General features: G+C 35.7%; 12 protein-coding genes. 5 read left to right on the top strand and 7 right to left on the bottom strand.

The window, feature by feature from the left end; translation table 11 throughout:
• The first annotated feature begins 28 nt into the window (after positions 1-28).
• The 5 genes from FDY99_RS18170 (at position 29) to FDY99_RS18150 (ending at position 7,946) form a co-directional block, all read left to right on the top strand.
• Complete coding sequence (locus FDY99_RS18170; protein WP_139423174.1) at positions 29-2,854, top strand: TonB-dependent receptor; 2,826 nt, start codon at positions 29-31, stop codon at positions 2,852-2,854.
• A 3-nt stretch (positions 2,855-2,857) separates the two neighbouring features.
• The gene (locus tag FDY99_RS18165) at positions 2,858-4,168 is read left to right on the top strand and encodes a DUF5690 family protein (RefSeq protein ID WP_139423173.1); all 1,311 of its coding nucleotides are present in this window, start codon (positions 2,858-2,860) and stop codon (positions 4,166-4,168) included.
• Positions 4,169-4,180: 12 nt separating this feature from the next.
• On the top strand, positions 4,181-5,335 hold the full coding sequence (locus tag FDY99_RS18160; protein ID WP_139423172.1) for a TIGR03364 family FAD-dependent oxidoreductase: 1,155 nt from the start codon (positions 4,181-4,183) through the stop codon (positions 5,333-5,335).
• Positions 5,336-5,339: 4 nt separating this feature from the next.
• Positions 5,340-6,008: an HAD-IA family hydrolase gene (locus FDY99_RS18155; RefSeq protein ID WP_139423171.1), complete on the top strand. Its 669-nt coding sequence runs from the start codon at positions 5,340-5,342 to the stop codon at positions 6,006-6,008.
• Positions 6,009-6,092: 84 nt separating this feature from the next.
• Entirely contained in the window at positions 6,093-7,946 is a 1,854-nt protein-coding gene (locus tag FDY99_RS18150) for an alkaline phosphatase family protein (protein WP_139423170.1), read from the top strand.
• A 623-nt stretch (positions 7,947-8,569) separates the two neighbouring features.
• On the opposite strand, the gene FDY99_RS18145 is transcribed toward FDY99_RS18150, so the two are convergent.
• From FDY99_RS18145 to FDY99_RS18120, 7 genes are all read right to left on the bottom strand, one after another.
• On the bottom strand, positions 8,570-9,325 hold the full coding sequence (locus FDY99_RS18145) for an SDR family oxidoreductase (protein WP_139423169.1): 756 nt from the start codon (positions 9,323-9,325) through the stop codon (positions 8,570-8,572).
• A gap of 130 nt (positions 9,326-9,455) precedes the next feature.
• Complete coding sequence (locus FDY99_RS18140; protein ID WP_139423168.1) at positions 9,456-9,863, bottom strand: helix-turn-helix domain-containing protein; 408 nt, start codon at positions 9,861-9,863, stop codon at positions 9,456-9,458.
• Positions 9,864-10,178: 315 nt separating this feature from the next.
• Positions 10,179-10,508 (bottom strand): helix-turn-helix domain-containing protein, encoded by a 330-nt coding sequence (locus tag FDY99_RS18135; protein ID WP_139423167.1) that lies wholly within the window; start codon positions 10,506-10,508, stop codon positions 10,179-10,181.
• Positions 10,509-10,611: 103 nt separating this feature from the next.
• Positions 10,612-10,749 (bottom strand): hypothetical protein, encoded by a 138-nt coding sequence (locus FDY99_RS23045; RefSeq protein ID WP_162304185.1) that lies wholly within the window; start codon positions 10,747-10,749, stop codon positions 10,612-10,614.
• Complete coding sequence (locus FDY99_RS18130; RefSeq protein ID WP_139423166.1) at positions 10,742-11,170, bottom strand: transposase; 429 nt, start codon at positions 11,168-11,170, stop codon at positions 10,742-10,744. Before FDY99_RS18130 ends, FDY99_RS23045 begins: the two co-directional genes overlap by 8 nt.
• Before the next feature lie 426 nt (positions 11,171-11,596).
• Complete coding sequence (locus tag FDY99_RS18125) at positions 11,597-12,229, bottom strand: hypothetical protein (RefSeq protein WP_139423165.1); 633 nt, start codon at positions 12,227-12,229, stop codon at positions 11,597-11,599.
• A gap of 76 nt (positions 12,230-12,305) precedes the next feature.
• Positions 12,306-14,900 carry a DUF11 domain-containing protein gene (locus FDY99_RS18120; RefSeq protein WP_139423164.1) on the bottom strand — a complete coding sequence of 865 codons (2,595 nt, stop codon included), beginning with the start codon at positions 14,898-14,900 and terminating at the stop codon, positions 12,306-12,308.
• Positions 14,901-14,917: the final 17 nt, after the last annotated feature.

Here is a 14,917-nt window from a genome sequence, read left to right as displayed (position 1 = left end):
AATGTAATTTTAATATTTGTAAAAAAAAATGAATACCATAATCCAAAAAAGCTTTATTCCACTTTTTGCCTGTTGCACGATTGGAGTATTTGCACAGAAACAGATGGTAACCGGAATTGTATCGGATGAAAATCAGTCACTTCCTGGGGCAGCCGTTACTATTGAAGGAACTAAAAAAGTAATCATCACAGATTCGGAAGGAAGATTTACAATCAGCGATTTAAAAGAAGGACAATATAATCTGAAAGTTAGCTATATCGGTTTTGAATCTAAAAATCTAAACATTGAAATTGTCGACGCACAAAATCTTAATGTGGGAAGTATTGTTTTATACCAACGTCAGAAAAACATTGACGAAGTTATTATTGCAGGAACATTGAAAAACAGCGAAGCAAGAGCATTGAATATGCAGAAAAATGCCATCAATATTTCTAACGTTATCGCATCCGACGGAATTGGGAAGCTCCCTGACAGAAATGCTGCTGAAACCGTTCAAAGAGTTCAGGGAGTTTCTATCGAAAGAGATCAGGGTGAAGGAAGATTCGTTTCTTTAAGAGGGCTTCCGCCGTTTTGGGCTTCTACAACAATTAATGGAAACAGACTTCCGACCGCTGAAGAAGAAACAACTTCCAGAGCAACAGCATTCGATTTTTTCCCTACAGAACTAATTTCTTATGTTCATGTCAATAAATCTTTCACTCCCGATATGGAAGCAGACGGAATTGGCGGTGGAGTGAATTTTATAACCAAAACACCTCCAATGAAAACAGAATTCAAAGGAACTTTAGGAACGGGATATAACGAAAAAGCAGACAAAGGAGTTTATAATTTAGGCTTATTGTATGGTGGAAGAACAAAGGATAAAAAATTCGGATACTTAGTTAATTTTTCTCATTTCATCAGAAATTGGTCAACAGATAATTTTGAAGCAAGAAGAAGCGGTGATGAAGGAGTTTTCAGAATGGAGCTCAGAGATTATCAAGGGGTAAGAAAAACCACAGGAGCCAATGCCGCTTTAGAATATGTGTTTTCACCCAAAAGCACCTTTTATTTGAAAGGTATGTACGGAACACTTTCTGATGACGAAACGCATTACAAACACAGAGTAAGATTCGACAAATTCAGCAGCACAAACAATACAGCAAGAGTTGAGCTTCAGAATATTCATAATTTACTGATCACAGAATTAACATCAGTTTCTTTAGGCGGAGTTCATCAATTGAATAAAAGTAAAATCGATTGGGACTTATCATATTACAACAATCTGTTTAAATACAGAAACATTCCGGATAAGCAGAATAATTCTTACTATGTTATTAAATATACACAAAATGGCGTAGGGATCAATCCAAACTACATTTTAGACAAAGGAGTTGGCCCAAGAGCTTACTGGAAAGCCGATGGCGGAAAATTAGACTACAAAGATCCGGATGCATTATTTGGTTTTTACAGCGACCCGAATTTTAAAATGGATGCTTCGCAAATGAGATTTACGGATCTTGAATTTTATAAGGTTTATGTTCAGGAAAGAGACAAGATCGTTGCTGGTTTCAACCATGAAATCGATATATCTGATAAACTGACGTTGAAATATGGCTTTAAGTACCGCGACAAAGAAAGAAATGCCAGATTTTCTGATATTTTCTACAATTGGAGCAACGGAACCGCACCATTCCTTTCAGAATTCGGTCAATATACCACAACACAACCGAACGGAACAAAATATTTAAGCGAAATGAATGCCCACATCGGAAATACTTTCGGACCGGTATTGTCAACTGGTGGTATGGATCAGTTCTGGTTTCAGAATCAGGGAAATTTAACCATTAATAAAACAGATTCAGAAGCTTTGGAATACAATAAAGCCTTGGGAAGAAACTTTGATGTTTTTGAAAAACACGCCGATGCTTACGGAATGGGAACTTACAAAATCAACGATAAAATGACGATTTTGGGAGGGATAAGATTATCAAATACACACACCAAAGTGAAAGGTTATAACGTTGTTAACAATACCTTAACCGAAGTAGAGAACACAAAAGATTATCTTGCGGTTTTGCCGATGTTACATTTTAAATATGCCATCAACGATAAAACTAACCTTAGATTTGCAGCGACAAGAACGTTCTCAAGACCAAATTTTGGAGATTTAACTCCTGGTGGAACTTATATTGAAGCTGATAATGAATTTAAAGGAGGAAATCCTAACCTGAACCCAACCTACTCTATCAACATCGATTTAATGGGAGAATATTACTTCTCAAACGTCGGAATTTTAAGCGGAGGTATTTTTTATAAGTCAATTACTGACCCTATTTTTCAGGATTCGTTTATTGGAAATTACAACGGAATCAATGGAGTACAATTTAGTGCTCCGAATAATGGAAAAGCAGCTTGGTTAGGCGGAATTGAATTAGGAATCAACAGAAGATTTGATTTTTTACCTGGATTTTTGCAATATTTCGGAACCCAGCTTAATGCAACGTTTATGACGTCTGAAATGGAAAAACCAAGCGGCAGAAAAGTGAAACTTCCGTATCAGGCAAAAGAACTATACAACATACAGCTTTTCTTTGAAAAAGGTGGTTTCAACGCAAGATTAGCATACAATCATAAAGGAAATTTCGCTGTAGAATATGCTGAAGAAGACCTTTATGATTCATACTACGGAAAATACAGCAATCTAGACTTTGGAACTTCTTATCAAATTAATAAGCATTTTACGGTTTTTGCAGATGTAAATAATATTCTGAACAAACCATTGATTTATCATTTCGGTGAAAATCAAGACAGACCAGAGCAGGTAGAATATTATGGTGTAAGAGGGAATATTGGTGTAAAAGTGAATTTCTAAACCATGAAGACCACCATCTCAAAAAACAATACAATGAATATAACTCTGAAAGCGGCCATCGCTGCCTTTGGGGTCTATTTCTCAATGTACGCTTTCAGAAAACCTTTTACAATAGCGTCTTTCAACGATTTGGATTTTTTTGGATTTGATTATAAAATCTTAATTATTATTGCTCAGGCAATCGGATATTTCATCTCAAAATTCATCGGAATTAAATTTATTTCAGAATTAAAACCTGAAAAAAGAATTGTTTTCCTTTTGGCTTTTATAGCGGTTGCAGAATTGGCTTTATTGGGATTTGCAGTTGTTCCGGCTCCTTACAACATTCTGTTTATGTTCATCAACGGAATTCCATTGGGAATGATCTGGGGAATCGTTTTCTCTTACATTGAGGGAAGAAAAACCACAGAAATCATCGGCTTATTTCTCTGTTCCAGTTTTGTGGTTTCATCAGGAGTTGTAAAATCTGCAGGAAAATATTTGATGGATAATTTTGGAATTTCAGAATTCTGGATGCCTTTCACAACAGGACTTTTATTCATCATCCCTTTAGTGATTTTTGCTAATGTTTTAAATAAAATTCCGGCGCCCAATGAAGAAGATATTGCCCTAAAAAAGGAAAGAAAAACACTAAGCAGAGAAGAAAGAAAATCTTTAATCAAAAAATTCTTTCTGCCTTTGGCAGGTATTACAGTTTTATACATCAGCTTAACAGTTTTAAGGGATTTCAGAGACAACTTCAGCAGAGAAATTTGGGATGAAATGAATGGTAAAACGGATAGTTCTATTTTTACCCTAACCGAAGTTCCTATTTCTATTATGGTTTTGTTGATTCTTGGTTTTATGGTTAAAGTTAAAAACAATCTGAAAGCTTTTGCCTATTATCATTACATTTTATTTGGAGGAATTATTTCAGTGGCCTTATCAACTTTCTTTTTTCAGAGCGGTATTATTTCACCTTTTCTCTGGATGACGGTTTCAGGATTTGGGATGTATCTATGCTATATTCCCTTCAACGGAATTTATTTCGACAGAATGATTGCCGCTTTCAAAATCAAAGGAAATGTAGGTTTTTTCATCTATTTTGTGGATGCATTTGGTTATCTGGGAAGCGTTTCTGTGTTATTTCTAAAGAATTTGAGTTCGGGAAATCAATCCTGGTTACAGTTTTACATCAATCTTAATTATATTATCGCTGCAACCGTTTTATTATTTGCAGTGGCGGCTTTTTTAGCTTTTCAGGAAAAATCAAAATCAAGACAGAAAGAAGGAAACCATTCTTCAACCATTAGTTTTGATTCTTTTAAAATTTAAAAAAATAAAATTATGAATATTCAATACGACCTCATCGTCGTAGGTGGCGGAATTTTAGGAACATTCCACGCTTACCACGCTTTACAAAAAAATCTAAAAGTTGCTTTAATAGAAAGAAATTCTGTTCCTCAAGGTGCAACCGTAAGAAATTTCGGGCAGGTTGTTCCTTCCGGAATGGACATCAAATGGCAAAATTTCGGAAAGGAAAGTTTACATATTTACAAAGAGCTTCAGGCAAAAACTGATCTTACGGTTCGTCAAAATGGCTCAGTCTATATCGCTTCCAATGACGAAGAAATTCAACTGATTGAAGAATTGCACCAGATCAATAAAAATAATGAGTACGACTCTGTTTTACTTTCTAAAAGCGAGTGCATTCAGAAATTTGACGGGCTGCGTTCTGATTATTGCAAAGGCGGATTGTTTTTCCCACAGGAAATCTCTGTAGATTCTGGTGAAATGATTGTAAAACTTCATCAATATCTAAAAAATCAGGAAAAACTTGACATTTTTTACAATACAACTGTAGTAGAAGCTTCTGAAAATAACGGTTTGTGTAACGTAATAACATCAAACGGGCAGAAAATAAGCGCTACAAAAATCATTATTTGCGGAGGACACGAGTTTAAAACACTTTTTCCCAAAGTTTTTAATGAAAGCGATCTCGAAGTAAGTAAACTGCAAATGCTGCAAACAAAACCTCAGGGAATTTATTCATTGCCGGGAAATATTCTTACAGGACATTCAATCAGAAGATATGAATCATTCAGCGAATGCGCTTCCTTCAAATCAATCAAAGAAAAGGAAGATAAAAACTCGTTCGAAAAGAAGTTCGGAATTCATATTTTATTCAAGCAAGCTTTGGACGGATCTGTTATTATCGGGGATTCTCATGAATATGCAGATGCAAAAAATGCAGATGATCTTGGTTATGATTTGAATATGGAAATTGATGAATTTATGATTAAAGAAGCTAAAAAAATTATCGATCTTCCTACTTATGAAATTCAAAAAAGATGGTTTGGTGTGTATTCTCAGTGTAAAACAAAGGATATTTTTGAGCATACTATTTCGTCAAACATTCATATCATCACAGGAATCGGTGGAAAAGGAATGACCGGAAGCGGTGGTTTTTCAAAATTTAATATCAATACAATTTTTTCTTAAAGAAATGAACATACAATTACTGGTTCTGGATATGGCTGGAACAACGATAGACGAAGACAATGTAGTATACAAAACCTTAGCAAACGCAGTCAACAATTACGGTTACAACGTAAGCTTAGAGAAAGTGCTGGAAATCTGCGCCGGAATGGAAAAAGCAGAAGCCATTAGAAATCTTCTAGAAAATATCGGTGGAAATACCGACGACACTGAAGTTATTTTTAAAAACTTTTCTGATGATCTTACAATTGCCTACGAAAAACTCGATGTAAAACCTATCAATGGTGTTGAAAATTTCTTGATTAAAATTAAATCTTCAGGAAAAAATATAGTTTTAAATACTGGTTATACCGAAAAAATTGCACAACAGCTCCTGTCAAAATTAAACTGGAAAAAAAACGTTCATTTTGACGAACTAATTACCGCTGATGATGTTTCTGAAAGCAGACCAAGCCCGGAAATGATTCAACTCGCAATGTCAAAATTCGGGATTATGGATCCTAAAACCGTGATGAAAGCCGGAGATTCTGCCATTGATATTGAAGAAGGAAAAAATGCAGGATGTGGTTTAACCATAGGTGTTTTAAGCGGAGCACAAACTAGAGAACAGCTTGAAGCCGCAAAACCAGATTATATCTTCAACAGCCTTTCAGAAGCTGAAAAAATACTCTACTAATTCTTTCAAAAAACTGTTTGCAAAATTAGTTTCTGCAGGCAGTTTTATTTCACTTTCATCAATAAATCTTTAAATAAAATCAATATGAAAACAAAACTTTTCTCTGTTTTGGTGATGTCTGCTGTCTTAATGAGTGCACAAACCAAAAAAGTACTATTCATCGGAATCGATGGCTGTAGACCTGATGTCATGATGTCATCCAATACTCCCAATATTCAGGGACTTTTGCCAACCTCCATTTACTCTTTGGATGGAATCACACTCACTCCCACGATCAGCGGAAACGGATGGAGCTCAATGCTTACCGGCGTGAATGTAAACAAACATAACGTTCCGGATAATAACTTCAGTAATCCTAACTATGCTGATTACAGAGATTTTTTAACAAGAATTGAAGCGCATAATCCGAGCCTCAGAACAATCTCATTAGCTCATTGGGCACCTATTAACAACAATATTATTCATACCGCGGATATTAAAACAAACTTCAGTACTGATTTGGCGGTAAAAAATGCAGCAGTTCAGGCTTTACAGAATGATAATCCCGATGTTTTGTTTGTGGATTTTGATGATGTGGATCACGCAGGACATTCTTATGGGTTTTCATCTTCGGTTTCTCAATATGTTAATTCCATTCAGTTGACCGACACTTATATAGGAGAAATTCTTAATGCGATGAAAAACAGAACCACTTATAGTAATGAAAATTGGCTGGTTGTTGTAACAACTGATCATGGAGGCATCGGAACGTCACACGGTGGTGGTAATCTTGTGGAAAGAGACATTTTTTCTATTTATTCTAATCCTTCATTTACCTCTCAACAAATCAGCAAAACTGAGATACAAAATAATGCAACATACAATCGTGTAAATTTTCCTGCGGGAACTTATGCTAAACCCAATTCTCAAACGAATTTTAACTTTGGAGCCAATCAGGATTTTACCATAGAATTTTGGATTAAACCTAATGCCAATTACAGCAGCGATCCTGTATTTATCGGAAATAAAAACTGGAACAGTGGCTCCAACAAAGGCTTTGTCATTTCAGGATATTCCGGGCAGACTTTTAAAATGAATATCGGTGACGGAAACGACAGATTAGATCTTACAGGAGGAAAATTGAACACCAATGAATGGAAGCATATTGCCGTAACTTTTGACAGAGACGGTCTTGCAACCATGTATGATAACGGTGTTCCAGTAACAGTCGGAAATATGAATCTTATTGGCGATATTAATTCAAATTTACCTTTGACTATTAATCAGGATGGAACGAATACCTACGGAGTAAATCTCGCTGCATCGTACAAAAATATAAGAATCTGGAACGCGGCTTTATCAAATGAAACGCTTGTGCAATGGGCAAATCAGGAAGTAACCAACTCACATCCAAATTACAATCAGCTTTTGGCTAATTATAAAATGAATGAAGCTTCTGGAAATACCTTAACAGATTCCGGTCCATTTAACAACAGTGCGACAATCACGGGATCCCCAACCAGAAACCTTCAAACTACGGATAATTTTATTATTCAGAATTACTTGAATACCTTCAGACAGACCGATCACTTCCCTACAGTACTCAACTGGCTGTGTATTCCGGTACAATCTTCATGGGGAATTGATGGTATTAATAGAATTCCGGCTTGCAATAATGGAACTTTAGCAATAAATGATGATGTAAAATCAGATTCAGATTTTAAAATTTATCCAAATCCCGCTAAAAGTGAAATTAATATACAGCTCAAATCTAAAAACAATAAGATTAACATTCAGATTGTAGATTTCAATGGAAAGATTGTGCTTACAGAATCTGCAAATTCCTCAACAGGAAATTATAATGAGAAAATAAATATTTCCAATCTTCAAAGTGGAATCTATTTCATTACTGTAGATACAGAAGATCAGAGATTACAGAAAAAATTCATTAAAAAGTAATAGTTAATTTCATATCCTTTTTTTGTAGCACAGGCTTTTTCGTAAGTCTGTGTTTTTCATTAAACCTGTAAACATTTACTAATATCAAATAATTGATAAAAGTCTTGACAACAATAATATTTTAATGTATCAAGTTATTTCTTTAGATAAACGCTATGATCTATATTAAAATTAAATTTTCTATTTATATTCTTCCTCAAAATCTGCTTGTACTGATAAAAGTCAATAGCATTAAACTCAAGTCAAACCATTCCACCTTCGATTGTTTAAAATCATCTTGCAAAAAACTTTACAACTCTAAGAAATTAAATGATAAATTTGAGATAGTCAATTCTTGTTTAATTTGGCTCAAACGAACCAAATCATCTATAAAAGTGTTTGAAGATACGCTCGTCTTGGTCATAAACTGCCAAATGGCGCCAACTTAAGATAGTTGGCGCCTTTTTATTTAAGTTTAAGAAAAAAAGGTAATGCATCAATCTTGAGCTAAAAAAATATAAAATTTTTATCCAAATGATCTTTTTATTATAAAAATGGATATAGGGTAATTTTTAAATCTTTTGGGTAAAAATTTTCCCAAAATTGAGGCAGAAATAAATTGGTATTTTTATTTTCTTCTATACTTACCTCGTTGTATAACCGCCATTTGCAAAGATGGTCTGTCCGGTAATCCACCATCCATCAGTTACTAAAAATTCTACTAATGGAGCGATATCTTTAATATCTGTTAAGCCTCCCAAAGCTGCAGCAGATTTATGATAAGCAACAGCGTCCTCAGCTTCCTGTCCATAGAAAAAAGGAGTATCCATAGGCCCTGGAGCAACTGCTGTTACAGAAATCCCTCTTGTTCCAAATTCTTTTGAAGCAGCTCTTGTAAAATGCTCTACCGGCGCTTTCATCCCTGCATATGTAGAATACAATCCTGTGTAGGCAGCAAGAAGTGAAGTAACAATTGTACAGATTTTTCCGCCATCATTTACCTTTTTCCCCGCTTCCTGAAGGAAGAAATAAGCTACTTTCGAATTAACATCAGACATAGTATCATATTCTGCTTCCGTAGTTTCTGTAAATGGTTTTTTAAGTACCATTCCTACTGTATTGATTGCAATATCAATAGCTCCAAAATTTGCTTTGGTCTCATCAAAAAATTTGGTAATATTTTCAACTTCCGTCAAATCTCCCTGAAACAAAAATGCTTCAGCTCCCAAAGCCTTTACTTCTGCTAAAGTTTTTTCGCTCTCTACTCTTGAACTTTCACTGTTATAATGGATAGCCAGTTTAGCTCCTTTTGCAGCAAAATCTCTGCTTAATAAACCACCTAAGTTTTTGCCACCTCCGGCAATCAAAACTACTTTTCCTTTCACATTGTGTGTTGTCATTTTATCTTATTTTAATTATTATTACAAATTTGTTCTCTTTTTTTCTATAAATCATGGTGATATTTTCGGATTTTACGTTTTTCGAATGATAGATTGAGAGAAAATATAAAGACAGTCTTTATCAGGGATTTTAATGATTCTTTAGATCTCTGTTAAGACTTATATTTTCAGTAAATTCTATTGATTGTTTATATTGTCCGGGAGTCTTCCCTGTACATTTTTTAAAAAATTTGGAAAAATTAGACGGGTCGTATGTAAGCGCGTGAGCCACAATTACAGGTTTCATATCCTGATTTATCAACATCTTTTTTGCTTCTTCCAACACTTTTGTTTCATAGAAATAACGAGGCGGTTTACCTGTACTTTTTTTCACAGTATCTATAAGATGCTGGTGTGATATTGCAATTTCATTGGAAATCTTTTTTAGCGTTAAAAATTCTTGAGAATGCCCTTCTACAATGTCTTTAAGATGTTTATCTAAAAATGTAAAATAGCGATCTACGATTGCGTAGCTGATCAATTTATTTGTTTTTCTCATTTGCGTTTTATTTAAAAAGTAAGCAGAATTAAGGCATTTATATCTTCTCGACACTTTCGTAAAGGATATTCGTTGTAATCCTAAAGAGATTTAAATAGAGTTTCCTATGAAATCAAACTCCATTATCTGATTTTTTAGAAGGTTACCAAAAGATCTTTAAAATTGATCTTTAGATTTTTAAAAATGTTCATGAGTAAGTTTTATTTAAATTTTTCGATTGGCTCTAAATTATTTTGAGGTTACATTATGCTTTTTACGGCACATTTTCATGTTTTATTGTAATCAATATTTCACTAAGCCTTTGATATCTATATTTTATTCGTTTTGATAAAGTCTTTTCCACTTGCTCACGGTATTTCTGCTTAGATTAAAATGATTGGCAAGCTGAATATTGTTAAGTTTTTCTTTATTTTGATAAGTCAAAATCTGAAGGATGGTTTCCTGATCATAAGATTTGTGCTTTTGATTAAAATTCAAAGTTTCTTTATCGTTCAGTTTGAATATTTTGGCGTTGAGGGTAATCACATCCATGATCGAAAACTGTTTTTTAGTAAAATAATGATTGAATTCCTCTTTTCTTTTTGGGCATTTTTTTATGATAATATCTTCAAATATTCTCTGGTAGTTGGGTTTAATGCTTTTCATGTTTCGTATTTTAAAATTCGTCCTTAAAGTAATTAGTCACACTAAAGGGGTTGCATTTTTTATGGTAAAAACAACTTCTGTAAGATCATTCTCACTCAATCCTTTAGATATTTTCTTGTTGTAAGTAAATTATATTTCCATCATTATCTTCCACATAATTATTCCCAAATAATGAAATTATTTCTACTCTTCTTCTTTCCATAAGTGTCACATCTTTTAATTCCAAAATTTTATTATTCATTATTATATTTATTAATCCACTTATAAAGAGTGGTTTTGGGTATTCCGTAGTCATCTAAAATCTGTTTTTTTGTTTTTTCGCCAGTCCTAAGAGAATCTAGGATAAAATCAATAATTTCTTTGGTATAAATATTTTTCCTGAATTGGGGCAATGCACTTTTATTAGTTTTTGCAGTCTCTTTTGAGGAAAACGGTGAAGCAGAAAACAGTAAAATGTGTTGTGAATAAATTCTAAAAAAATCATATTGCAAAAGTTTACTCCATTTTAGAAGTAACTCAGAGTCTATGCTCTCTGAGCTATAGTTTTGTAAAACCTCCTCTTCGGAACATTTTAAAAAATTACATATCCGTACAATATCAACCTGATTTTCTTTTACTCTTTTCTCAATCATCACACCAATATGTATATTTTTAAAATTCATCACTATATGTTCATTATAATTAATTTTCTGTGTTTTTTATAATATTCGCAATTATCATAAGAAATATTTAATCAAGTACCGTTATGGAATTTTCTGCATTGAATATGGATAAAAAAGCAGCCTCAAATATTGTCAGTAAAATAGCCTGTGTTTATGGAATATCCATCGCATAGCTGGTAAGGTTGACAGAAGATTCACAGATTTGTTTTACTGTAAGCGATCGCTAACTTACTGTATGGGCAATAAAATCGTTGGGATTGTCTTTTGTAAGAAAGTTATCGTAAAAATAGGCTTTGATTTTGTGTAAAATTGGCATAAGTATGTGTTTTTAATTATTGATATTTTTTTCATTGATGCTAATCATGGCTGTAAAGCTCTACCCCACTTCCCTGCGATTCCCCTCCATTGGAGGGGAAATTTTTATTTTTATGGTTTCCAGAAACTCCAGACCGTTCCATTATAAACCGCAAGCTGTTTTTTCACGGTGTCATACGCCATCATTCCGGGAGCCGGATTAATGATATTGAGGTGTGGGTTTGCCACTTTAGGGAGTACCATTGCTCTGTTGGTATCGGTTAAGACCAATATTCCACTGGTTGTATCTGTAGCAGCGTTTGTGCCGATCGCACTTTTAGCATTATTCACTTCCTTGGCGTTATCCTGCAATGTGGAGTTAATTGCATTGAACTGTGTAAAAACGACATCATTATTCGAGCTGTCTTTTACTGTCAATGGGAAAGTTGGGCTTCCTGTAAGGTCTGACCATGCACCCGATTTCATATATTTCAGCTTTTTATCAGACAGGTCAAAGATAAGGGTTCCATCTGCTACTGTTCCCTGAATTCCTCTGTAGCCTACACCTGTAGTGGCGTTGTAAGCCACAGGGTTATTGGCAACAGTTGTCGTCCAGGGCACAACAATTCCTTTGGTATTATCCGCATTATCATAAAATTCCAGAGAAACATTAGAGCCTGCAGTTACTGCACTTTTTCCGATGGCAATCTGAGAAAATGCAGGTATCGAAAGAAGTCCTAAAACTATTATTGTTAATTTTTTCATTGTTTTAATTTTTTAAATGAAAGAAGAAGTAAAAGAGGTGATGATTTCTCACCTCTTTATTCTTCAAATAATTCTATTAATCCGGACAAGCCTGAGTTGTTAAACAATGCCAGTTGGCCGTGCTTTCTCCATCTTTGATGGTGTAGATTTTCAGACAAGCCGCTTCCTGATCATAAACCATCATTCCTTCAATAGGATTGGTAATTAAATTTAAACCTGCTGTAGTAGCCACTCTGTTGATAACGAATCCTTTTTCTTTAGATTCTAAAACAGTCCACGCTCCTTTTCTTGCCATTGGCCAATTGCCGTTCTCTGCTCCGGCTCTGCTAAGAGCGGTAATACCTGCTTTAGTATCTAATGCGGTACCGGCTGTAACTCCCGGTTTGTAACAAACCGCATCACACATCTTGGCGAAGGTAATTGAGCTGGAAAAATGTAACCCTCTATTCTGAGTAGTTGTATTAGATGCAAATGTGCTTCCATCGGAAAAAGCCGAATAACGCCATACATAAGTATCGCCCGGCATAAAATTAGTTACGGGAGTCGCGGGAGTAAAACCAGTACTTATGACGTCTGTCTGTACCAGTGGTTTCAGCCAAAAGCCGGAAAGGTTGCTGGTACCGGCTGCATTACTACCAGTCGAATACATCGCGAATCTACTTACTTTCACCACATATCCCGCGGGTGCAGCTGGGAAATTCCCAATGGTAGTAGTAAATTTACCTAAGGGATCGAGAGCACCGTTTGCAATTTTGGTCGTGAAAACAATATCCGTACCGTTATCGGGCGGCACCGTCGTTTCAGTGGTGCTATTGTTTGCCGGCAGATTGTTGTACAATCTTCCCGTACCTGCTGTGGTTCTTGGCATGATCGCAAGTGAAGTACCAAATGAAGCAAGCGCTTCCCATCGGTTGTCCACACCCAGATTATTGTTCAGGTCACTGTACTGCACAGGTAAGATAAACTCGTTGCCAATACCCTGCACGGCTGTACCGCTGGTAAGCCTATAAACAAGGTTTATCGTACCGCCGTTTACGGCTATGGTATTAGCTGCCAAGGTAGCAGTCCCATCTATAGTGTAAGTAGATTCTGCTCCTGTACAACCATGTAAGGTAGTATTTACCGTAGAGCTGTTATTTGCCGTATTATTATCATTAGCATATTCTGCGGTTGCCGTGTTAGTAATTACTGCTCCCTCTGTACTACCTGCTGTTCCCGTCAGGGTAAAGGTTACCCCGCTGCCTTCCGGTAAACTTGGAATGGTAAGACCTGCTGCTCCCTGTAATCCTACCAAAGTTACAGATGCGGGACACTGTGCGGAACTTAGAGTCCCCGCACCGGCGGTACAGGTAATACCTGTAGCTGTAAAATTAGCTACAGCAGGGTCTTTTACAATTACATTGGTAGCATTGCCAGGTCCGTTGTTAGTTATGCGGATGGTGTAGCTGATCGTACTTCCTGTCTGTGCAGATAAAGGACCTACCTTATTGACCTGTATGTCGGCAGGGAAAGATTTCGCAAATGTGATGAATTTACCATCTACTACATTTTGGTTATATACCCATTTTGAAGCATTGTTGGATGTAGGATTCACCACCGTTACATTAGTTGTGAAGGCTGCATCGTCTGCTACCAGCATTACCATATTTTGTGTAGTATTGTATGATCCGCTGTTGTAGATTGTAAGATCTGTCTCAAAGAACAAAGCTCCTGCATCAGCATTTTTCTCTTGTGCCATCCATACTCTCTGGATTCTTTTATAGGTGTTTGCACCTACTATAACATCCACAGGTGACGTGGCTACATTGGTATTATCTCCCAGCAGGAAATAGGTTTTGTCATTAGCCAATCCAGTACGTGCTGCTGCGAGGTTAGGATTAACAAAATCATTAATTGTTGCAACGGTAAGTATCGTTCCGGCGTTCACGCTTTTTGATATCTTTTGATGGAAAACCCCAATGTCTTCTCTTGCAACACCAAAGATATTATTGTTATAAGTTGTATTGGCAGTACCGTTCCATACGATTGCAGCATCAGCATTCAGGTAATGGTCTGTATTTACCCGTCCTAAAGTAATACCATATTTAATCGCAAGATAAGAATCTACTCTTCTACGCTCTGCGTCTGACAAAGCGCCTGCGCCATAGATGATCGTTTCTCCGATATGTCCTGTGAAACCACCATTATCACTTCCGTTTGATGAAAAACGGGTATCACCGAAAGCATGTCCTCCATTCATTAATCCTCTTGCTCCATGAGTACCATTACCACCATTGGCTGCACCATTAAGACCTTTTGATATGGTTGTGTCGGTAAATCTGTGATACATAATACTTGGTATCGTAGTAGAGCGACTGATAGTTCCAGGGTTTGCCAAATATCTGGATCCATAAGCATTATTCAATCTTTCAACCATATTTGAAAAGCCTTGATCTGTCATCAATCCTATACCATCCCATCTCTCAATTGCTCCTGTTGGCAAGCTATTGTTAACCAATGAACTGAAAAGTCTGTTATTGGCTCCAGTTCCCAGGATATTTTCTTTTGTAAAGGTGAAAATATCAAATGATAAAGAAGATATGGTTTGTACACTGGTATTACCTAATGATTGGGTAACCGCTGTAAAATTAATTCCCGGATTAAAGTTGAAGTAAGAGGATGTTCCTCCCACATATTTTGGTAAGGCAA

The sequence above is a fragment of the Chryseobacterium mulctrae genome, from assembly GCF_006175945.1.
Taxonomy (GTDB): Bacteria; Bacteroidota; Bacteroidia; order Flavobacteriales; family Weeksellaceae; genus Chryseobacterium; species Chryseobacterium mulctrae.
The sequence above is the reverse complement of the archived record's forward strand: the minus strand, read 5'-3'. Positions and strand labels throughout refer to the sequence as shown.

Coding starts and splice junctions, on each gene's coding strand:
- FDY99_RS18140 (WP_139423168.1), bottom strand. CDS start 9,863: ATGAGAAAAACAAATAAATTGATCAGCTACGCAATCGTAGATCGCTAT.
- FDY99_RS18135 (WP_139423167.1), bottom strand. CDS start 10,508: ATGAAAAGCATTAAACCCAACTACCAGAGAATATTTGAAGATATTATC.
- FDY99_RS18150 (WP_139423170.1), top strand. CDS start 6,093: ATGAAAACAAAACTTTTCTCTGTTTTGGTGATGTCTGCTGTCTTAATG.
- FDY99_RS18170 (WP_139423174.1), top strand. CDS start 29: ATGAATACCATAATCCAAAAAAGCTTTATTCCACTTTTTGCCTGTTGC.
- FDY99_RS18145 (WP_139423169.1), bottom strand. CDS start 9,325: ATGACAACACACAATGTGAAAGGAAAAGTAGTTTTGATTGCCGGAGGT.
- FDY99_RS18160 (WP_139423172.1), top strand. CDS start 4,181: ATGAATATTCAATACGACCTCATCGTCGTAGGTGGCGGAATTTTAGGA.
- FDY99_RS18125 (WP_139423165.1), bottom strand. CDS start 12,229: ATGAAAAAATTAACAATAATAGTTTTAGGACTTCTTTCGATACCTGCA.
- FDY99_RS18130 (WP_139423166.1), bottom strand. CDS start 11,170: ATGAATTTTAAAAATATACATATTGGTGTGATGATTGAGAAAAGAGTA.
- FDY99_RS18155 (WP_139423171.1), top strand. CDS start 5,340: ATGAACATACAATTACTGGTTCTGGATATGGCTGGAACAACGATAGAC.
- FDY99_RS23045 (WP_162304185.1), bottom strand. CDS start 10,749: ATGAATAATAAAATTTTGGAATTAAAAGATGTGACACTTATGGAAAGA.
- FDY99_RS18165 (WP_139423173.1), top strand. CDS start 2,858: ATGAAGACCACCATCTCAAAAAACAATACAATGAATATAACTCTGAAA.